Source organism: Pseudomonas sp. AC252, assembly GCF_979258105.1.
Genome location: NZ_OZ409837.1, coordinates 1910099 through 1931138, shown reverse-complemented (window position 1 = coordinate 1931138; position 21040 = coordinate 1910099). Strand labels below are relative to the sequence as shown.

The following is a 21040-nucleotide window of genomic DNA, read 5'->3' as shown; positions in this document are numbered from 1 at the left end:
CTTTTTCGTTGACGACAACCTGGATCAGAAATCCAGGTTCGAAACCGCCAGCGCGTTACTCTCGATGAAGTCCCGGCGAGGTTCGACCGCATCACCCATCAGGGTGTTGAAGATCTGGTCTGCGCCAATGGCATCTTCGATGGTGACTTTCAGCATGCGTCGCACGCTTGGGTCCATGGTGGTTTCCCACAGCTGATCAGGGTTCATTTCGCCCAGACCTTTGTAGCGCTGGATGGTGTGGCGCTTGGTGCTTTCGGCCATCAGCCAGTCGAGGGCTTCCTTGAACTCGGTGACGGCTTTCTTGCGCTCGCCACGCTGGATGTACGCGCCTTCGTCGAGCAGGGTGCTCAGTTGCGCGCCCAGGGTGACCACGGTTTTGTAGTCGTTACTGCCGAAGAAGTCGCGGTTGAAGGTGACGTAGTTCGACAGGCCGTGGGAGATCAGTTCGACCTCCGGCAGCCAGACGCCACGTTCACGGTCTTCGCGCAGGCTGGCCTTGTAGACCAGGCCGGACTTCTCGTTGGTGCGCAGGCGAACTTCATACTGGGCCAGCCACTCTTGCATCGCTGCGTGGTCGCCCAGAGTTTCGAGGCTGACGGCCGGCAGATAGATGAAGTGCTCGGTCAGCTCCTGTGGGTACAGGCGCGACAGGCGCTTGAGCGTCTTCATGACCATGCGGAAGTCGTTGACCAGACGTTCCAGCGCTTCACCGGAAATGCCCGGGGCTTCTTCGTTCAGGTGCAGGCTTGCATCTTCCAGGGCCGACTGCGTCATGTACTCTTCCATGGCGTCGTCGTCTTTGATGTATTGCTCTTGCTTGCCTTTCTTGACCTTGTACAGCGGTGGCTGGGCAATGTAGATGTAGCCACGCTCGATCAGCTCCGGCAGCTGACGGAAGAAGAAGGTCAGCAGCAGGGTACGGATGTGCGAACCGTCGACGTCAGCATCGGTCATGATGATGATGTTGTGATAGCGCAACTTGTCGATGTTGTACTCTTCGCGACCGATGCCGCAACCCAGCGCGGTGATCAGCGTGCCCACTTCCTGGGACGAGATCATCTTGTCGAAACGGGCTTTCTCGACGTTGAGGATCTTGCCCTTCAACGGCAGGATCGCCTGGGTCTTGCGGTTACGTCCCTGCTTGGCAGAGCCGCCCGCGGAGTCACCCTCCACCAGGTACAGTTCGGACAGCGCCGGGTCTTTTTCCTGGCAGTCAGCGAGTTTGCCCGGCAGGCCGGCGATGTCCAGCGCGCCTTTGCGGCGGGTCATCTCACGGGCCTTGCGCGCAGCTTCACGGGCACGGGCGGCGTCGATCATCTTGCCGACCACCAGCTTGGCTTCGTTCGGGTTCTCCAGCAGGAAGTCGGAGAAGTACTTGCCCATCTCCTGTTCAACCGCGGTTTTCACTTCGGAAGACACCAGCTTGTCTTTGGTCTGCGAGCTGAACTTCGGATCCGGCACCTTCACCGAGATGATGGCGGTCAGGCCTTCACGGGCATCGTCACCGGTGGTGGCGACTTTGTGCTTCTTCGCCAGTCCTTCCTGCTCGATGTAGTTGTTCAGGTTACGCGTCAGTGCCGAACGGAAGCCCACCAGGTGGGTGCCGCCGTCGCGCTGCGGAATGTTGTTGGTGAAGCACAACAGGTTCTCGTTGAAGCTGTCGTTCCACTGCAGGGCGATTTCCACGCCGATGCCGTCTTCGCGCTGGATGTTGAAGTGGAACACCTGGTTGACCGCAGTCTTGTTGGTGTTCAGGTATTCAACGAACGCACGCAGGCCGCCTTCATACTTGAACAGTTCTTCCTTGCCGCTGCGCTCGTCCTTGAGGACGATGCCGACACCGGAGTTGAGGAAGGACAGTTCACGAATGCGCTTGGCGAGGATGTCCCAGCTGAAGTGAATGTTCTTGAAGGTTTCGCTGGAAGCCTTGAAGTGGATCTGGGTGCCGGTGGTCTCGCTGTCGCCAACGATGGCCATCGGTGCCTGAGGCACGCCATGGACGTAGGTCTGTTCCCAGATCTTGCCACTGCGGCGGACGGTCAGGACCAGTTCTTCGGATAGTGCGTTCACTACCGAAACACCTACACCGTGCAGACCGCCGGAAACCTTGTAGGAGTTGTCGTCGAACTTACCGCCAGCGTGGAGGACGGTCATGATGACCTCGGCGGCGGAAACGCCTTCCTCTTTATGCACGTCTACCGGGATGCCACGACCGTTGTCTTTAACGGTGATGGATTCGTCCGGGTGGATGATGATGCTGATGTCGTCGCAATGGCCGGCGAGGGCTTCGTCGATCGAGTTGTCGACCACCTCGAACACCATGTGGTGCAGACCGCTGCCATCGTCGGTGTCACCAATGTACATACCGGGACGTTTGCGTACGGCATCCAGGCCTTTCAGCACTTTAATGCTCGTTGAGTCGTACGTATTTTCTTCGCTCAATGCCTTCACTCCCGATGGTCGTGGGTCTGGGTGATACGGCCCTGTTCCACGTGGAACAAAGCGACTGGCGTTTCCGTCTGCCAGCCTTCCCTCAGTAATTCGTGATCTACACAGGTGATGAACACCTGGCAGCGTAAGTCTTCCAGCAAGCGGCACAGCGCGCGACGGTGGCTCTCGTCCAGCTCGGACGGCAAGTCATCCACCAGATAAATACACTGTCCGCGACGGGCCTGGCTGACCAGATGCCCTTGGGCAATCCGTAGCGCACAGACCACCAATTTCTGCTGACCCCGGGACAGGATGTCTGCGGCATTGTGTGCGCCCAATCTGAGACGCAAATCAGCGCGTTGCGGTCCGGCCTGGGTGTGCCCCATCTGCTGGTCCCGTTGCACGGAACCGGCGAGGACGGCGCTCAATTCGCGGTCCTTGTCCCAGCCTCGGTAATAGCTGAGCGTCAAACCCTCAAGCTCAACCAGTTCGCTCAAGGTCTGTTCGAAGACCGGTTTCAAGGCTGTGATGTAAGCGCGGCGGTATTCATCAATTTCAGCGCTGGCCTGGCACAGTTCCCTGTCCCATACCGCTTGCGAAACGGCGTCAAGTGTACCATGCCGCAGCCAGGAGTTTCTCTGGCGCAGCGCCTTCTGCAAACGCTGCCAGGTGGCCATGAAACGCGGTTCAACGTGGAACACACCCCAGTCGAGAAACTGCCGGCGAATCTTCGGCGCGCCTTCCAGCAGACGGAAGCTGTCCGGGTTGATCAACTGCAACGGCAGGATCTCCGCCAGCTGCGCAGCGCTACGGGCGTTCTGGCCATCGATGCGAATCTGGAACTCGCCCTGACGGTCGCGAGAAATCCCCAGGGCACTGTGTCCGCCTTCAGCCAGCTCAACCTGACCGAACACGGTACAGGCGAGCTGTTCGTACTGAATCACCGGCAAAAGCCGCGTGCTGCGAAACGAACGGGCGAGCCCCAGCAGATGAATGGCTTCCAGAACACTGGTTTTGCCGCTGCCGTTGGCGCCGTAAAGAATGTTGATGCGGGGAGGGGGAGAAGGTCACCGGGTGCAGATTGCGCACCGCGGTGACCGAAACACGACTTAACGACATTCAGGATCAGCTGATTACAGACGCATCGGCATGACAACGTAAGCCGAGTCGTCATTGTCGGACTCTTGCACCAGCGCACTGCTGTTGGAGTCGGACAGGATCAGGCGAACCTGCTCGGTGGTCATCACGCCCAGCACGTCGAGCAGGTAGCTGACGTTGAAGCCGATTTCCAGCGAGCCGCCGTTGTATTCAACGCCCACTTCTTCTTCCGCTTCTTCCTGCTCCGGGTTGTTGGCCTGGATCTTCAACTGACCGCTGGCCAGTTGCAGACGGATACCGCGGTATTTCTCGTTGGACAGAATCGCGGTACGACTGAACGCTTCACGCAACGCCTGACGATCGCCGAGTACCAGCTTGTCGCCACCTTTGGGCAGTACGCGTTCGTAATCCGGGAATTTACCGTCAACCAGTTTCGAGGTGAAGGTGAACTCGCCCGTGGTGGCGCGAATGTGATGCTGACCGAGGACGATGCTGACATTGCCATCCGGCTCGGTGAGCAGACGCGCCAGCTCAAGGATACCTTTGCGCGGCACGATCACCTGATGGCGATCCGGCTGACCGATATCGGCCTGCATCGAGCACATCGCCAGACGGTGACCGTCGGTGGCCACGGCGCGGATCACACCAGCGGAAACTTCCAGCAGCATGCCGTTGAGGTAGTAACGCACGTCCTGCTGGGCCATGGCGAAGCTGGTGCGTTCGATCAGACGACGCAGTTTGCTCTGCTCCAGGCTGCAGGTCAGCGAGCCCGGGCCTTCTTCGACGGTCGGGAAATCGTTGGCCGGCAGGGTCGACAGGGTGAAGCGGCTACGACCGGCCTTCACTACCAGCTTCTGCTCGTCGACCTTGATGTCGATCAGCGCATCGTTGGGCAGGCTCTTGCAGATGTCCATCAGCTTGCGCGCCGGCACGGTGATGGAACCTGTTTCAGCCGGCTCCTCAAGTTGCACGCGACCGACCAGCTCGACCTCAAGGTCGGTACCGGTCAACGACAGTTGCTGGCCTTCGACGACCAACAGCACGTTGGACAGTACCGGCAAGGTCTGTCGGCGCTCGACGACGCCTGCGACCAGTTGCAGGGGTTTCAACAGGGCTTCGCGTTGAATGGTGAAATGCATGGTCTAGTCCCTTGCCTTAATAAGCTGCGCTGGTATTCATCAGGTGGTCAGTGTACGCAGCAGGTTCTTGTAGTCCTCGCGGATGTCCGCGTCGGATTCCTTAAGTTCATTGATCTTGCGGCAAGCGTGCAGCACCGTAGTGTGGTCGCGGCCGCCAAACACATCGCCGATTTCCGGCAGGCTGTGGTTGGTCAGTTCCTTGGACAACGCCATGGCCACCTGACGCGGACGAGCCACCGAGCGCGAACGGCGCTTGGACAGCAGGTCGGAAATCTTGATCTTGTAATACTCGGCGACGGTGCGCTGAATGTTATCCACAGAGACCAGTTTGTCCTGCAACGCCAACAAGTCTTTCAGGGATTCGCGAATCAGCTCGATGGTGATGTCGCGGCCCATGAAGTGCGAGTGGGCGATCACGCGTTTCAGCGCGCCTTCCAGTTCGCGGACGTTCGAGCGGATGCGCTGGGCAATGAAGAACGCGGCGTCATGGGGCAGCTCGACTTTGGCCTGATCGGCCTTCTTCATCAGAATCGCCACACGGGTTTCCAGCTCAGGCGGCTCGACGGCAACGGTCAAGCCCCAGCCAAAGCGGGATTTGAGACGTTCTTCAAGGCCTTCGATTTCTTTCGGGTAGCGGTCACTGGTGAGAATGACCTGCTGGCCACCTTCAAGCAAAGCGTTGAAGGTGTGGAAAAACTCTTCCTGGGAGCGCTCCTTGCGGGCGAAGAACTGAATATCGTCGATCAGCAAGGCGTCCACCGAACGGTAGAAACGCTTGAATTCATTGATCGCGTTCAGTTGCAGCGCCTTGACCATGTCGGCCACGAAACGCTCGGAATGCAGGTACACGACCTTGGCATTCGGATTCTTCTTTAATAGATGGTTGCCCACTGCGTGCATCAAGTGGGTTTTACCCAAGCCGACGCCACCATAAAGGAAGAGCGGGTTGTAACCGTGCTTGGGATTGTCCGCCACCTGCCAGGCCGCCGCACGGGCGAGCTGGTTGGATTTACCTTCAACAAAATTCTCGAAGGTGAACGTGCGGTTGAGATAGCTGGTGTGCTTGAGCGCACCTTCTACCTGCACGGTGCGCTGTTCGGCGCGAACCGGCGCCTGCTGCGAGGCGGCACCGGCCATCGGGTCGAAGCTGTCGCGGGAAGGCTCTTCACTGACTTCAGCGGTTTTCTGCGTGGAACGCTTGGCCGGAGCAGGCGCGGGCGCTGGTGCCGGGTTGCTCGACGGCGCGTTGTTGGCCTGCGCCTGAGCAACCTGCGCGGCCGCCAGTGGTGCATTGGGTGCGGCACGAGGTGCCGAGCTGCGTTTGCTGCCTATTAACAAGGACAGCGACGGCGTCGAGCCATTGCCATGTTCATCGAGCAATTCGAGGACGCGGCCCAGGTACTTTTCGTTGACCCAGTCCAGCACGAAACGATTGGGTGCGTAGACGCGCAACTCGTCGCCTTCGGCTTCGACCTGTAGTGGACGGATCCAGGTGTTGAATTGTTGGGCAGGCAGCTCTTCGCGCAAAAGCTCTACGCACTGCTGCCAAAGTTCCACTGACACGGATATCCCCTAAGTTGAAAGCCGGTGAGGCAAAAACAAGCGGCCATTGTAGCGGCGAGCGGTTCACTTATCCACATGCAGGTAGGTCCCTCACCATCATTTATCAATGCGTTAAAGCATTAAAAGGCGACCAACGGCATGTGAATAAGCCCTGTGGATAAACACCTCTGAGGGCACTGGACAAGTAGGGGCCAAACTCGGTGGATAACCAGCCTGTGGATAACAGCCCATTCCACGCACAGCTTATCCGACAGCGCAGCACAGGCTGAACACGGTTTTCCACTGTAGTTGTCATTCTCTGTACACCGCACAGAATAAGGCCTGATAGCAGTTATCCACAGAAGATTGCGTGTCTAGCTTTTACAAGCTTTACAGAAAAGCTTTAAATAATTCCCTTCTTTATTTTTATATCTGGCTGACAGGCCTTCGAGCGCAAACCCTGCCTCGATCTATTTATAAGGAAACGCTGGTTGGAAATTGACCTGAGGGCTTGCTTTCTCTAGAATCCCCGGTCTCTTAAAACGGGGGCCATTCCGGCCCGTTGTGGACGAACCAGGTAACACGACATGAAACGTACTTTCCAACCAAGCACTATCAAACGCGCTCGTACCCACGGTTTCCGTGCTCGCATGGCTACCAAGAACGGCCGCGCAGTCCTGTCGCGTCGTCGCGCCAAAGGTCGTGCGCGTCTGGCAGTTTGATAATCCGGTACTGGAGGTGAGTCAGGACTTCAGTCGGGAAAAGCGTCTGCTTACCCCCCGGCATTTCAAGGCAGTCTTTGACTCCCCTACCGGCAAGGTTCCGGGGAAAAACCTCCTGCTCCTTGCACGCGACAACGATCTTGATCACCCCCGTCTAGGGCTGGTTATCGGGAAAAAGAGTGTAAAGCTCTCCGTTGAACGCAATCGCCTCAAACGTCTGATGCGCGAATCGTTCCGTCTGCACCAGGATTCACTGGTCGGCTGGGACATCGTTATCGTCGCGCGCAAAGGTTTGGGTGATGTAGAAAACCCCGAATTGATTCAGCATTTCGGCAAGCTCTGGAAGCGTCTGGCACGCAACAAGCCCGTTCCGGCAGTCAAAACCGAAACTGTAGGGGTAGACAGTACCGATGCGTAAACTGGCCCTCGTTCCGATCCAGTTTTATCGCTATGCCATTAGTCCTCTAATGGCCAGCCACTGTCGCTTCTACCCCAGTTGTTCCTGCTACGCGTATGAAGCCATTGAAAATCATGGCCTTCTGCGCGGTGGCTGGCTGACCTTTCGTCGTTTAGGTCGCTGTCATCCGTGGAATCCCGGTGGTTATGACCCGGTTCCACCTGTCCCTACCTCCCGTTCTTCTTCGATGGCCGAGTAATCATGGATATCAAACGCACGATCCTGATCGTCGCCCTGGCAATCGTGTCCTACGTCATGGTTCTTAAATGGAACCAGGATTATGGCCAGGCTGCCCTGCCGACTCAGAATGTTGCTTCCAGTACGACTACATCCGGTTTGCCGGACACCGCCACTGGCACAAATACTGCCGCCAGTGACGATATTCCGCGCGCCGCCAGCGATACCAGTGCACCAGCGGAAACGCCGGTTGCTGCCAGCAAGGACCTGATTCAGGTCAAGACCGATGTGCTCGATCTGGCGATCGATCCACAAGGTGGCGACGTTGCGCAACTGACTCTGCCTCTGTATCCACGCCGTCAGGACCGTCCTGACGTTCCGTTCCAGCTGTTCGATAACGGCGGCGAACGTGTGTATCTGGCGCAAAGCGGTCTGATCGGTACCAACGGTCCGGACGCAAACCCGGCCGGTCGTCCGGTTTATTCCTCGGAGAAGAAGGTTTACCAACTGGCTGACGGTCAGGATCAACTCGTCGTTGACCTGAAATTCAGCAAGGACGGCGTGAATTACATCAAGCGTTTCACCGTGAAACGTGGCCTGTATGACGTTGCCGTCTCCTACATTGTGGATAACCAGAGCGCTCAGCCCTGGAACGGCGCAATGTTTGCCCAGTTGAAGCGAGACGCCAGTGCTGATCCGTCGTCGACCACGGCTACTGGCACCGCGACTTACCTGGGCGCTGCCCTGTGGACAAGTTCCGAGCCGTACAAGAAAGTGTCGATGAAGGACATGGACAAGGCGCAGCTCAAGGAAACTGTCACCGGTGGCTGGGTAGCCTGGCTGCAGCACTACTTCGTGACCGCGTGGATCCCGGCCAAGGGCGAAAACAACATCGTCCAGACCCGTAAGGACAGCAAAGGCAACTACATCATCGGTTACACCGGTCCTACTCTGACCGCTGCTCCAGGTGCAAAAGTTGAAACCAGCGCTGTGCTGTACGCCGGTCCGAAAAGCCAGGCTGTACTGAAAGAGTTGTCCCCAGGTCTGGAACTGACCGTCGACTACGGCATTCTGTGGTTCATTGCCCAGCCGATCTTCTGGCTGCTGCAACATATCCACGCCATCGTCGGTAACTGGGGCTGGTCGATCATCTTCCTGACCATGCTGATCAAAGGGATCTTCTTCCCGCTGTCGGCAGCCAGCTACAAATCGATGGCGCGCATGCGTGCCGTGGCACCGAAACTGGCTGCGCTGAAAGAGCAACATGGCGATGACCGGCAGAAAATGTCGCAGGCCATGATGGAGCTGTACAAGAAAGAGAAGATCAATCCACTGGGCGGCTGCTTGCCGATCCTCGTGCAGATGCCGGTCTTCCTGTCGCTGTACTGGGTTCTGCTGGAAAGCGTGGAAATGCGTCAGGCGCCGTTCATGCTGTGGATCACTGACCTGTCGATCAAGGATCCGTTCTTCATTCTGCCGATCATCATGGGCGCAACCATGTTCATCCAGCAGCAGCTGAACCCGACGCCTCCGGATCCGATGCAGGCGAAGGTCATGAAAATGATGCCAATCATTTTCACGTTCTTCTTCATGTGGTTCCCGGCGGGTCTGGTGCTGTACTGGGTTGTGAACAACTGCCTGTCGATTGCACAACAGTGGTACATCACGCGTAAGATCGAAGCGGCAACGAAAAAAGCCGAGGCGTAACTTGCACTGTGGATAACACCACTCAAAACGCCCCCTAGTGGGGCGTTTTGCTATCTGCCACTTTTGTCTGGATGCCGCTTTATGAGCACACCCCGTGAAACCATCGCCGCCGTCGCCACCGCTCAAGGGCGCGGCGGTGTGGGCATCGTCCGTATTTCGGGGCCGTTGGCCAGCGTGGCGGCAAAAGCCATCAGCGGCCGAGAACTGAAACCGCGTTACGCCCATTACGGGCCGTTTTTCAGTGACGACCGGCAGGTGCTGGATGAAGGTCTGGCTTTGTATTTTCCGGGGCCGAACTCTTTCACAGGCGAAGACGTGCTGGAACTCCAAGGCCACGGCGGCCCAATCGTGCTGGACATGTTGCTCAAACGCTGTCTGGAACTGGGCTGCCGTCTTGCCCGTCCGGGTGAATTCAGCGAGCGCGCCTTCCTCAATGACAAACTCGATCTGGCCCAAGCCGAGGCAATCGCCGACTTGATCGAAGCCAGTTCTGCCCAGGCTGCACGCAATGCGCTGCGTTCATTGCAGGGTGCGTTTTCCCAGCGTGTGCATAACCTGACCGAGCAGCTGATCGGCTTGCGTATCTACGTCGAAGCCGCCATCGACTTCCCGGAAGAGGAAATCGATTTTCTCGCCGACGGCCACGTATTGAGCATGCTCGACAAAGTACGCGATGAGTTATCCACAGTGCTCCGCGAAGCGGGACAGGGTGCGTTATTGCGTGATGGCATGACCGTCGTCATCGCTGGTCGGCCGAATGCCGGAAAATCCAGCCTGTTGAATGCTTTGGCCGGTCGTGAGGCCGCCATCGTTACCGAGATTGCTGGCACCACGCGGGATATCCTGCGCGAACATATCCACATCGACGGCATGCCGTTGCACGTCGTCGATACTGCGGGACTGCGTGACACCGATGATCATGTGGAAAAGATCGGTGTGGAACGGGCCTTGAAAGCCATCGGTGAAGCGGATCGGGTTCTATTGGTAGTCGATGCGACCGCACCAGAGGCACTCGATCCTTTTGCCTTGTGGCCGGAATTCCTCGAGTCTCGGCCGGATCCGACGAAAGTCACCCTGATCCGCAACAAAGCCGATCTGTCCGGCGAAGCGATTGCTCTGGAAACCAGTGACGACGGCCACGTGACCATCAGTCTCAGCGCCAAGTCTGCCGAAGGCCTCGACCTGCTGCGTGATCACCTCAAGGCGTGCATGGGTTACGAGCAGACGTCGGAGAGCAGTTTCAGCGCACGTCGCCGGCACCTGGAAGCACTACGCCACGCCAGCGCGGCACTGGAACATGGCCGCGCGCAACTCACCCTGGCCGGGGCTGGCGAGTTGCTCGCCGAGGATTTGCGCCAGGCTCAGCATTTCCTGGGTGAAATTACCGGGGCGTTCAGCTCTGATGATTTGCTCGGAAGGATTTTCTCCAGCTTCTGCATCGGTAAATAGAAAAGGGCTGTGGATAATTCATCCACAGCCCTTTTTTTATTCACCAGTTATAGGACACCGTACCGAGCAAAGTACGATCCTCACCCCAATAGCAGCGGCCTGCGTCGTTGCAGCCCGACACATATTCCTTGTCGAACAGGTTCTTCGCATTCAGATCGACACTCCAGTGTGTATCGATCTGATATCCAACAGCCGCGTCGATCAATGTGACGTCGCCGGCATCCAGCTTTCCGTATAGAGAAGGCGAGGTGTAGGTAAACGCACTGTCGAAATAGCGTACGCCACCGGCCACATACAAGCCTTTCAGATCACTGTCGAGGAAGCGATATTTCGCCCAGACCGAGGCCTGATTACGTGGCACGCCGGTCATTTGATGGCCTTTAACCAGCGATGTCGCTGCATCCTTGGTGATCTTCGCGTCGGTGTAGGTATAGGCCGCCGTGACATTGAGGTTCTGCGTCAGATTGCTGTTGAGTTCCAACTCCACACCCTTGGCGCGGCTTTCACCCACTTGGCGATAGGTCGACGTGGTTGCGTCGAAATAGGTGTCGTCCTTCTTGCGCAGGTCATACACCGAAGCGGTGAACGCGGTGTCCCAGCCGATCGGTTCGTACTTCAAGCCCACTTCGTACTGGCTGCTGGTGATCGGATCAAGCGGTGCGCCGGCATTGGAAATCTGCTGCACCGGCACGAACGCAGTGGAGTAGCTGACATATGGCGTCATGCCGTTGTCGAACTGATACATCACGCCGCCCTGATAGGTGAACTTCCTGTCCTCGGAGCTGATGTTGCTGCCTCGCGCCACTTTGTCGCGGAAGTCGCTGTCGACCCAATCTTGACGTCCGCCGACCAGGAACAGCCAATGGTCGTATTTGCTCTGGATCTGTGCATAAACGCCTTTCATCTGCTGCTCAAGCAACGTGTTCTGCACAGCAATTGGCGTCGTCGGATCACGCAGGTAGACCGGGTTGTAGATGTCGATCGGCCCGACAATGCCGGCATTCCAGTCCTGGTTGAACGAGGTGCGATCGTAGCTGGCGCCAAACAGCACGGTGTTCTCCAGTTCGCCAGCCTGGAATTTGCCTTCGAGCTGGTTATCCAGCGAATACACCATGGATTTGTTGAAGCGATCATAGGCGGTCATGTTCAACCGCGTGCCGAAGCCGGCGTTGTTCAGATTGCCCGGCCAGGTTTCGTGGCGGGTGATGCGCGACTGCATGTAGCGCGAGTTCTGGCGGAACTGCCAGTCATCGTTGAACGAGTGGCTGAACTCGTAACCGGTGCTCCAGGTTTCCCGTTCGAAAGTATTCCAGTCCGGGTCGCCGAGCATGGTGCCTTTGGACAATTTCCCGTTGGGATTGCTCAGCAACGTGCCGGCGGCCGGCAGACCGAGCTCCATGTTGGTGTGGTCTTTCTGGTAGTTGGCCAGCAGTGTCAGCGTATTGAAGTCGTCGAAATTCAGGGACAGCGAAGGGGCGATATAAATGCGGTCGTCAGGCACGTGATCGGTCTGGGTATCAGATTTGCGCCCCAGCATCACCACGCGTCCGAGAACGTTGCCGCTGTCATTGAGCGGGCCGGAGACGTCGACGCCGATTTGCCGGCGATTGTTCGAGCCATAGCCCAGCTGCACTTCGCCCTGAGGCGCGGCAGTAGGACGCTTGCTGACCAGATTGACCAGACCGCCCGGCGCATTTTCGCCATACAGCAGCGAAGAAGGGCCGCGGAATACCTCGACCCGTTCAAGTCCGTACGGCTCGGTGCTGGTGTCATAGCGATTGCCCTGCACGCGCAGTCCATCTCGGAGCAGACCGTAGCCGTAATCGGTGGCGTTGAAGCCGCGGATATAGAACAAGTCCCCCGCCAGACTGTCGCCGGCGGCGAACGGTGGGGCGAATATCCCCGGTACATAGCCGAGGACGTCGGTGAGTGTCTGGGATTTCTGATCCTTGATGCGTTGTCCGGTTACCACTGACACCGAACGCGGTGTTTCCGACAGCGGGGTACTGGTTTTCGTACCGATCCGGCTGTTTTGCGCCTTGTAACCGACGTCGGCGGCGTAATCCAGATCCATTGGATTGGCCAACTGCGCGTTGATGTTGGTCGGCGCCAGTTCGAGGGAATCTCCGTTGGGCAAGGCCTGCAGAATGTAACTGCCGGGGGCTTGCGGCACGGCCTGTAATCCAGAGCCTTGCAACAATTGAGCGAAACCCTGTTCGACGCTGAAGTCACCGTTCAACCCGGCACTGCGCAAGCGGCTGGTCTGCTGCGGCGAGAACGACAGAATCACATTGGCGGCAGCGGCGAACTGGCTCAAGGCACTATCCAGCGGGCCGGCGGCGATGGCGAAGCGCTGGGATGGCGACGCCGCGAAGGCGCTGTTGCTGATCACCAAACAAGACGCAGCGCTAGCCATCAATAAGCTGTATGCAATGCAGTGTGGAGAAAAGCGCTGACGGAACGTGGGAAGACGCATAGGTGGATTAGCCCTGAGGGTGGCGAAGAGCCGCGTTTATCGCGATTACCTTTAGGGCCGGGTCAGAGCAGAAAAAGACAACCCTGTTTACGATTATTTTTCCCCAGCCGTTTTTTGATCAAACGCTGTGGCTGATCGAAACCCAGTAACGACTGAAATAGCGGACGTTGATCGGCAACGAAGCCCGAAGGTTGGCCAACACTGTGTCGGTCGAATCGAGCCGGAAAGTCCCGGAGACCCGCAGATCCCGAGCGCGGCGATCACAGTGCAATACACCGCTGCGATAGCGACCCAATTCTGCGATGACATCGCCCAAGCGCGCATTCAGGACGATCAATTGGCCGTTGATCCAGGCCACTTCTGATGACTGGAAGGGACGACTGAGGCCGATATGCCGACTGTCGAAATCCGCGCCTTCGCCTGCTTTCAGGATTTGCACAGCGGTGGATGAGTGCGCAGGTTGGACGCTGACTCGATCCTCCAGCACGCCGACCCGGGTTGAGTTCGGCATCTGATGCACCGAGAACCGGGTGCCCAATGCTTGTATCCGCCCGTCACGGGTTTGCACATAGAACGGCCGCTGATCGCCAGGCTTGCCGGTTTGGACGAGGATTTCACCGGCACGCAGTTGGATCAGGCGTTGTGCTGCGTCGAAAGAGACATTAATGGCCGAGTTGGTGTTGAGCTGGATCTGGCTACCATCGGCCAGGCTGATGGTCCGACGCTGACCTACACCGGTTTTATAGTCGGCCCAGACGTTGCCGAGGGATGTGTGTCGTTGAACGTTCCAGCCAACGAAACCTGTTCCCGCTGCAAGCAGTAGCAGTTTGAGTACCTGGCGTCGTTGTTGGCCATTATTGAGCGCATGTCGTTTCAGATCCTGCGGCAGCGTACCGAGGTGGCGCTGCAATTGTTCCATCTGGTTCCACGCCGCCAGATGCGCCGGATCGCTGTCTATCCACAACTGCCAGACCTTTTGTTCGGCAAGGCTCGGTGGCTGAGATTGAAACTGCACGTACCAACTGGCGGCAGTCTCGAATACCTGACGGTCTGCAGCGGCGGCCATCATGGTTGCGCCAGGATCAGGGCGCATTCAGTCAGGGCGCGGATCATGTGTTTTTTCACAGTGGTCAGCGAGACCCTCAATTGCACGGCGATCTGTTGATAAGTCAGTCCGTCGACTTGCGAAAGCATGAAGATCTGCCGTGTCCGCGTGCCCAGCCCGGTCAACGCTTTATCCACAGCAACCAGGGTTTCAATGATCAGCGCTCTGTCTTCTTCGCTGACGATTGTCGCTTGCGGCCGAGCTGCGAGGGTCTGCAGATAAGCGCTTTCAATCGCCCTCCGCCTATAACGATCGATGACCAAGCCGCGCGCAATGGCCGTCAGGTAATCCCTTGGCTCACGAATATGAGCTGCATTGCGCGCCGCCAGAACTCGCAAAAACGTGTCATGTGCCACATCGGCTGCATCGCAGGCGTTGTGCAGTTTGCCCTTGAGCCAGCCATATAGCCACGAATGATGTTGCTCGTAGATTTGCTCGATCGCAGCTGTGTGGGCGGGTAGGGGCATGGGAGAAACTGGCGAGTTAATGATAATGGCTATTATTAGCCTCTGTAACGTCCTCTCACAATAGCCTTTTCATTTTCTGCCCTTGGCTTGCCAACCGCCACCGATCCCTTCGCTGGCGCTTTTCTTGTGTCCGGGAAAAGCCATGTTGGCGATTTTCTCTGGGTTAAGCCCTGTGAATAACTGCCAATGAGGTCAGTTGATAAACGGGCTTGAAAACTGGATATAAACCCCTCTGTGGATAACCTACCCTTTCATCCACAGGATTACAGCGGTTATCCAAGGGCCTCATTGCCACATGAGCACAGAGTTTTAAACCTCTGTACAGCTTGTTAAATAAGGCTTGTGGCGATCTATCCACAGAAACGGTGCTCACTAAGAATAAACATAAAAACAAAGGTTTTATAAATTTCTCTCTTTTTTATTCTTTTAACCTCGAGTTCTCCACAGCTGGTTAAATTTTGTGCAAAGGGTTCTTTAGAAAGGGCGAAGTCCCTATACTTGCCGACCAGGTCCAGAAACCTGAGCTCAACTATTTCCTGAATGACCTACTTAAGCAGGCACGAGGTGCGTGGTGGATTTCCCTTCCCGTTTTGAAGTGATCGTCATCGGCGGCGGTCATGCCGGTACCGAGGCAGCACTGGCGTCAGCACGCATGGGGGCAAAAACCCTGTTGCTGACGCATAACGTGGAAACCCTCGGCGCCATGAGTTGCAACCCAGCCATCGGTGGCATCGGCAAAAGCCATCTGGTCAAGGAAATCGACGCCCTCGGCGGCGCGATGGCCATGGCTACCGATAAGGGCGGCATCCAGTTTCGCGTGTTGAACAGCCGCAAAGGCCCGGCCGTACGGGCCACCCGTGCGCAAGCCGACCGGATTCTCTACAAGGCAGCTGTCCGCGAAATTCTTGAAAACCAGCCGAACCTGTGGATATTTCAACAGGCTGCTGACGACCTGATCGTCGAGCAGGAGCAAGTCCGTGGTGTGGTTACACAGATGGGTCTGCGTTTCTTCGCCGATTCCGTGGTGTTGACCACCGGTACCTTCCTCGGCGGACTTATCCACATCGGTTTGCAGAATTTTTCCGGCGGTCGCGCCGGTGATCCACCGTCGATTGCTCTGGCCCACCGTCTGCGTGAGTTGCCATTGCGTGTCGGGCGTTTGAAAACCGGTACACCGCCGCGCATTGATGGCAAGTCTGTGGATTTCTCGGTAATGACCGAGCAACCGGGCGATACGCCGATTCCGGTGATGTCGTTCATGGGCAACAAAGAACAGCATCCGCGTCAGGTCAGCTGCTGGATCACCCATACCAATGCCCGCACCCACGAAATCATCGCGGCGAACCTTGATCGTTCGCCGATGTATTCCGCTGCCGGTGAAATCGAAGGCGTCGGCCCGCGTTATTGCCCATCGATCGAAGACAAGATCCACCGCTTTGCCGACAAGGAAAGCCATCAGGTGTTCATCGAACCGGAAGGTCTGACCACCCATGAGCTGTACCCGAACGGGATATCCACAAGCCTGCCGTTCGACGTGCAATTGCAGATCGTGCAATCGATCCGCGGCATGGAAAACGCACACATCGTGCGTCCGGGTTATGCGATCGAGTACGACTACTTCGATCCGCGCGACCTGAAGTACAGCCTGGAAACCAAAGTGATTGGCGGTCTGTTTTTCGCCGGGCAGATCAACGGCACCACCGGTTACGAAGAAGCTGGCGCTCAAGGTCTGCTCGCCGGGGCCAACGCCGCACTGCGCGCGAAGGGCAAAGAAGCCTGGTGTCCGCGCCGCGATGAAGCGTACATCGGCGTTCTGGTCGACGACCTGATCACCCTCGGTACCCAAGAGCCGTACCGCATGTTCACTTCGCGGGCCGAGTACCGCCTGATTCTGCGCGAGGACAACGCCGACCTGCGTCTGACCGAAAAAGGTCGCGAGCTTGGTCTGGTCGATGACGCGCGCTGGGCGGCCTTCTGCAAGAAACGCGAAAGCATTGAACTCGAAGAACAGCGCCTGAAAAGCACTTGGGTACGGCCAAATACCCCGCAGGGCGATGCGATTGCCGAGAAATTCGGCACGCCGCTGACCCACGAATACAATTTGCTCAACCTGTTGAGCCGTCCGGAAATCGATTACGCCGGTCTGGTCGAAGTGACCGGGCAGGGCGCAGAAGATCCACAGGTCGCCGAGCAGGTTGAGATCAAGACCAAGTACGCCGGTTACATCGACCGTCAACAGGACGAAATCGCCCGTCTGCGCGCCAGTGAAGACACCAAATTGCCTGTGGATATCGATTACACCAACATTTCCGGTCTGTCCAAGGAGATCCAGAGCAAGCTCGGCGCCACACGTCCCGAGACCCTGGGCCAGGCCTCGCGCATTCCGGGCGTTACCCCGGCAGCGATTTCGCTGTTGATGATTCATTTGAAAAAACGCGGCGCGGGCCGTCAGTTGGAGCAAAGCGCTTGAGTGCCAAGGTCACTTCGCAACACGCCGAAGAGTTATCCACAGGAGCCCGCGAGCTCGGTGTCAATCTCACAGAAACTCAGCACGAATTGCTGCTGGGTTATCTGGCCCTGTTGATCAAATGGAATCAGGCTTACAACCTGACCGCCGTGCGCGATCCGGACGAAATGGTTTCGCGGCACTTGCTCGATAGTCTGAGCGTGATGTCGTTCATCGAAAACGGTCGCTGGCTCGACGTTGGCAGTGGTGGTGGCATGCCTGGTATCCCGCTGGCGATCCTGTACCCGGACTCGCAAGTGACCTGTCTGGACAGCAACGGCAAGAAAACCCGCTTCCTGACCCAGGTCAAGCTCGAACTGAAGCTGGATAACTTGCAGGTTATCCACAGTCGCGTCGAAGCGTTCCAGCCTGCGCAGCCATTCAACGGGATCATTTCCCGGGCCTTCAGCAGCATGGAAAACTTCACCAACTGGACTCGCCACCTGGGCGATGCCGATACACGCTGGCTGGCAATGAAGGGCGTTCATCCGGCCGATGAGCTGGTAGCATTGCCGGCAGATTTCAAACTCGATAGCGAACACGCCCTGGCCGTCCCCGGTTGCCAAGGCCAACGCCATCTGCTGATACTGCGCCGCACGGCATGATTGGGAACACAAGCAAGAATGGCTAAGGTATTCGCGATAGCGAACCAGAAGGGTGGTGTGGGCAAAACCACCACCTGCATCAACCTCGCAGCATCCCTGGTCGCGACCAAGCGCCGGGTGCTGTTGATCGATCTCGATCCACAGGGCAACGCCACCATGGGTAGCGGTGTGGATAAACATGGTCTGGAAAACTCGGTCTACGATCTGCTGATCGGTGAATGCGACCTGGGCCAGGCCATGCATTTCTCCGAGCACGGCGGTTATCAGCTGCTGCCGGCCAACCGCGATCTCACCGCAGCTGAAGTCGTGCTGCTGGAAATGCAGATGAAGGAAAGTCGTCTGCGCAGCGCGCTGGCGCCGATCCGTGACAACTACGATTACATTCTGATCGACTGCCCGCCGTCGCTGTCGATGCTTACGCTCAACGCATTGGTCGCCGCTGACGGGGTGATTATCCCCATGCAGTGCGAATACTTCGCTCTGGAAGGTTTGAGCGACCTTGTGGATAACATCAAGCGCATCGCCGAGCTGCTCAATCCGAACCTGAAAGTCGAAGGCTTGCTGCGCACCATGTACGACCCGCGCCTGAGCCTGATGAACGATGTTTCGGCGCAGCTCAAGGAACACTTCGGCGATCAGTTGTACGACACGGTGATCCCGCGCAACATCCGCCTGGCCGAAGCACCGAGCTACGGCATGCCGGCGCTGGCTTACGACAAGCAATCGCGTGGCGCCCTGGCCTATCTGGCTCTGGCGGGCGAGATGGTTCGCCGTCAGCGCAAAAATTCACGCATTGCTGCCGCTCAGCCAACTTAAGGAATCCCCATGGCCGTCAAGAAACGAGGTCTCGGACGTGGACTGGATGCACTGCTGAGTGGTCCGACGGTCAGCGCGCTGGAAGAACAAGCCGCGCAGGCTGACACACGCGAATTGCAGCACCTGCCGCTGGATCTGCTGCAGCGTGGCAAATATCAGCCGCGCCGCGACATGGACCCGCAGGCCCTGGAAGAGCTGGCGCAGTCGATCAAGGCTCAGGGCGTGATGCAGCCGATCGTGGTACGCCCGATTGGCGGCGGTCGCTTTGAGATCATTGCCGGTGAGCGCCGCTGGCGCGCCAGTCAGCAGGCCGGGCAGGAAACCATTCCGGCGATGGTCCGCGATGTGCCGGATGAAACCGCCATTGCGATTGCGCTCATCGAGAATATCCAGCGTGAAGACCTCAATCCGATCGAAGAAGCAATGGCTTTGCAGCGCTTGCAGCAGGAATTCCAGCTGACCCAGCAGCAGGTTGCCGAGGCTGTGGGTAAGTCACGTGTGACTGTGGCTAACCTGTTGCGACTTATTGCGCTTCCGGAAGTGATCAAGACCATGCTGTCGCACGGTGACCTGGAAATGGGTCACGCACGTGCCTTGCTCGGTCTGCCGGACAATCAGCAGGTCGAAGGGGCGCGACATGTTGTCGCACGAGGACTGACCGTGCGCCAAACCGAGGCACTGGTTCGTCAGTGGTTGAGTGGCAAACCGGAGCCGGTTGAAGCCGCAAAACCCGATCCGGACATCGCTCGCCTCGAGCAGCGTTTGGCCGAGCGCCTAGGCTCTGCGGTGCAGATTCGCCATGGCAAGAAGGGCAAAGGCCAATTGGTGATTGGGTATAACTCGCTCGATGAGCTTCAAGGTGTGCTCGCACACATCCGCTGAAACATTTCCTCATGTAGCGCGCAGTCGGAAATCACTACCTGACAGTTGAATAGGGGCAGAACCGCCCCTATACTCTGCGCGCATTTTGTCGGCACAAATTATGCCAAGTTATTGAATTTCGGCAGCCGACCATTGGAGAGCAACTGTGATGGAAACCCGCACGCCAAACCGCTTGCCTTTCCATCGCCTGGCGGTTTTTCCGGTGTTGATGGCTCAATTTGTCGTTTTGCTCATTGCCGCTTTGGCGCTCTGGCAATGGCATGGAGTCGTTGCCGGATACTCGGGACTTTGCGGAGGCCTGATAGCCTTGCTGCCCAATGTTTATTTCGCTCACAGGGCATTTCGGTTTTCCGGCGCCCGAGCAGCCCAGTCCATCGTCCGGTCTTTTTATGCCGGCGAGGCAGGCAAACTTATTTTGACGGCAGTGCTGTTTGCACTGGTGTTCGCAGGTGTGAAGCCACTGGCGCCGATCGCAGTATTCGGCGTGTTCGTGCTGACGCAGTCGGTCAGCTGGTTCGCTCCCCTGCTGATGAGAACAAGACTTTCGAGACCTTAGGGCGTTTGAGGCAACCATGGCAGAGACAACCGCTTCGGGCTATATCCAGCACCACTTGCAGAACCTGACTTTCGGTCAGCTACCCAACGGCGGCTGGGGCTTTGCCCACACCGCAGCAGAAGCCAAGGAAATGGGCTTCTGGGCTTTCCACGTCGATACCCTCGGCTGGTCGGTCGCGCTGGGTCTGATCTTCGTTCTTCTTTTCCGCATGGCGGCAAAGAAAGCGACTTCGGGTCAGCCGGGTGCCTTGCAGAACTTCGTTGAAGTATTGGTCGAATTCGTCGATGGCAGCGTGAAAGACAGCTTCCATGGCCGTAGCCCGGTGATTGCACCGCTGGCACTGACCATCTTCGTCTGGGTGTTCCTGATGAACGCCGTCGACCTGGTACCGGTCGACTGGATTCCTCAGCTGGCCATCCTGATCTCCGGCGATGCCCACATCCCGTTCCGCGCCGTGTCGACCACCGACCCGAACGCGACCCTGGGCATGGCGTTCTCGGTGTTCGCACTGATCATTTTCTACAGCATCAAGGTCAAGGGCATCGGCGGCTTCATCGGCGAACTGACCCTGCACCCGTTCGGCAGCAAGAACATCTTCGTTCAGGCCCTGCTGATCCCGGTGAACTTCCTGCTGGAATTCGTCACCCTGATCGCCAAGCCGATCTCTCTTGCTCTGCGTCTGTTCGGCAACATGTATGCCGGCGAGCTGGTGTTCATTCTGATCGCTGTGATGTTCGGCAGCGGCCTGCTCTGGCTCAGCGGCCTGGGCGTTGTTCTGCAGTGGGCGTGGGCAGTGTTCCACATCCTGATCATCACCCTGCAGGCGTTCATCTTCATGATGCTGACCATCGTCTACCTGTCGATGGCGCACGAAGAAAACCATTAAGACCAGTCTCGACTAGTCTG

Annotated in this window: 17 protein-coding genes and 1 pseudogene; 11 read left to right on the top strand and 7 right to left on the bottom strand. The window is 57.5% G+C overall.

Annotated features, from left to right (window positions below; translation table 11 throughout):
- Positions 1 to 24: 24 nt before the first annotated feature.
- From gyrB to dnaA, 4 genes and pseudogenes are all read right to left on the bottom strand, one after another.
- A complete protein-coding gene (gene gyrB / locus ACZZZ4_RS09015) occupies positions 25 to 2442 on the bottom strand; it encodes a DNA topoisomerase (ATP-hydrolyzing) subunit B (RefSeq protein ID WP_024014948.1) in 2418 nt (805 codons plus the stop codon).
- 5 nt (positions 2443 to 2447) lie between these two features.
- Positions 2448 to 3549: pseudogene (recF, locus tag ACZZZ4_RS09010) on the bottom strand (DNA replication/repair protein RecF).
- Positions 3550 to 3563: 14 nt separating this feature from the next.
- Positions 3564 to 4667: a DNA polymerase III subunit beta gene (dnaN, locus tag ACZZZ4_RS09005; RefSeq protein ID WP_016772390.1), complete on the bottom strand. Its 1104-nt coding sequence runs from the start codon at positions 4665 to 4667 to the stop codon at positions 3564 to 3566.
- A gap of 39 nt (positions 4668 to 4706) precedes the next feature.
- On the bottom strand, positions 4707 to 6230 hold the full coding sequence (dnaA, locus tag ACZZZ4_RS09000; protein ID WP_310402825.1) for a chromosomal replication initiator protein DnaA: 1524 nt from the start codon (positions 6228 to 6230) through the stop codon (positions 4707 to 4709).
- Positions 6231 to 6796: 566 nt separating this feature from the next.
- Here dnaA and rpmH point away from each other — a divergent pair.
- The 5 genes from rpmH (at position 6797) to mnmE (ending at position 10721) form a co-directional block, all read left to right on the top strand.
- The gene (gene rpmH, locus ACZZZ4_RS08995; protein ID WP_003213577.1) at positions 6797 to 6931 is read left to right on the top strand and encodes a 50S ribosomal protein L34; all 135 of its coding nucleotides are present in this window, start codon (positions 6797 to 6799) and stop codon (positions 6929 to 6931) included.
- A gap of 16 nt (positions 6932 to 6947) precedes the next feature.
- Positions 6948 to 7349, top strand: coding sequence for a ribonuclease P protein component (gene rnpA, locus ACZZZ4_RS08990; RefSeq protein ID WP_039757776.1), 402 nt, complete (start codon positions 6948 to 6950; stop codon positions 7347 to 7349).
- A complete protein-coding gene (gene yidD / locus ACZZZ4_RS08985) occupies positions 7342 to 7587 on the top strand; it encodes a membrane protein insertion efficiency factor YidD (protein ID WP_027901580.1) in 246 nt (81 codons plus the stop codon). The genes rnpA and yidD overlap by 8 nt, the downstream gene beginning before the upstream one ends.
- Before the next feature lie 2 nt (positions 7588 to 7589).
- Complete coding sequence (gene yidC, locus ACZZZ4_RS08980) at positions 7590 to 9272, top strand: membrane protein insertase YidC (protein WP_463547662.1); 1683 nt, start codon at positions 7590 to 7592, stop codon at positions 9270 to 9272.
- An 81-nt stretch (positions 9273 to 9353) separates the two neighbouring features.
- Positions 9354 to 10721, top strand: coding sequence for a tRNA uridine-5-carboxymethylaminomethyl(34) synthesis GTPase MnmE (gene mnmE, locus ACZZZ4_RS08975; RefSeq protein ID WP_463547661.1), 1368 nt, complete (start codon positions 9354 to 9356; stop codon positions 10719 to 10721).
- 40 nt (positions 10722 to 10761) lie between these two features.
- Here mnmE and ACZZZ4_RS08970 read toward each other — a convergent pair whose 3' ends face one another.
- The 3 genes from ACZZZ4_RS08970 to ACZZZ4_RS08960 form a co-directional block, all read right to left on the bottom strand.
- On the bottom strand, positions 10762 to 13197 hold the full coding sequence (locus ACZZZ4_RS08970; RefSeq protein WP_463547660.1) for a TonB-dependent siderophore receptor: 2436 nt from the start codon (positions 13195 to 13197) through the stop codon (positions 10762 to 10764).
- A gap of 118 nt (positions 13198 to 13315) precedes the next feature.
- Positions 13316 to 14263 (bottom strand): FecR domain-containing protein, encoded by a 948-nt coding sequence (locus ACZZZ4_RS08965; protein ID WP_463549261.1) that lies wholly within the window; start codon positions 14261 to 14263, stop codon positions 13316 to 13318.
- Complete coding sequence (locus ACZZZ4_RS08960) at positions 14263 to 14769, bottom strand: sigma-70 family RNA polymerase sigma factor (RefSeq protein ID WP_463547659.1); 507 nt, start codon at positions 14767 to 14769, stop codon at positions 14263 to 14265. The genes ACZZZ4_RS08965 and ACZZZ4_RS08960 overlap by 1 nt, the downstream gene beginning before the upstream one ends.
- Positions 14770 to 15340: 571 nt before the next feature.
- Between ACZZZ4_RS08960 and mnmG the strand changes: the two genes are divergently transcribed.
- The 6 genes from mnmG to atpB all read left to right on the top strand — a co-directional run bounded on the left by mnmG (position 15341) and on the right by atpB (position 21020).
- Entirely contained in the window at positions 15341 to 17239 is a 1899-nt protein-coding gene (mnmG, locus tag ACZZZ4_RS08955; protein WP_122603541.1) for a tRNA uridine-5-carboxymethylaminomethyl(34) synthesis enzyme MnmG, read from the top strand.
- Entirely contained in the window at positions 17236 to 17880 is a 645-nt protein-coding gene (gene rsmG, locus ACZZZ4_RS08950; protein ID WP_016772399.1) for a 16S rRNA (guanine(527)-N(7))-methyltransferase RsmG, read from the top strand. The genes mnmG and rsmG overlap by 4 nt, the downstream gene beginning before the upstream one ends.
- 18 nt (positions 17881 to 17898) lie before the next feature.
- Positions 17899 to 18696: a ParA family protein gene (locus ACZZZ4_RS08945; protein ID WP_016772400.1), complete on the top strand. Its 798-nt coding sequence runs from the start codon at positions 17899 to 17901 to the stop codon at positions 18694 to 18696.
- 9 nt (positions 18697 to 18705) lie between these two features.
- Positions 18706 to 19578, top strand: a complete 873-nt coding sequence (locus tag ACZZZ4_RS08940; protein ID WP_463547658.1) for a ParB/RepB/Spo0J family partition protein — start codon at positions 18706 to 18708, stop codon at positions 19576 to 19578.
- Positions 19579 to 19726: 148 nt separating this feature from the next.
- Positions 19727 to 20134 (top strand): F0F1 ATP synthase subunit I, encoded by a 408-nt coding sequence (locus tag ACZZZ4_RS08935; protein WP_008064605.1) that lies wholly within the window; start codon positions 19727 to 19729, stop codon positions 20132 to 20134.
- Between the two features lie 16 nt (positions 20135 to 20150).
- Positions 20151 to 21020, top strand: a complete 870-nt coding sequence (atpB, locus tag ACZZZ4_RS08930) for a F0F1 ATP synthase subunit A (RefSeq protein WP_016772402.1) — start codon at positions 20151 to 20153, stop codon at positions 21018 to 21020.
- The last annotated feature ends 20 nt before the right edge of the window (positions 21021 to 21040 follow it).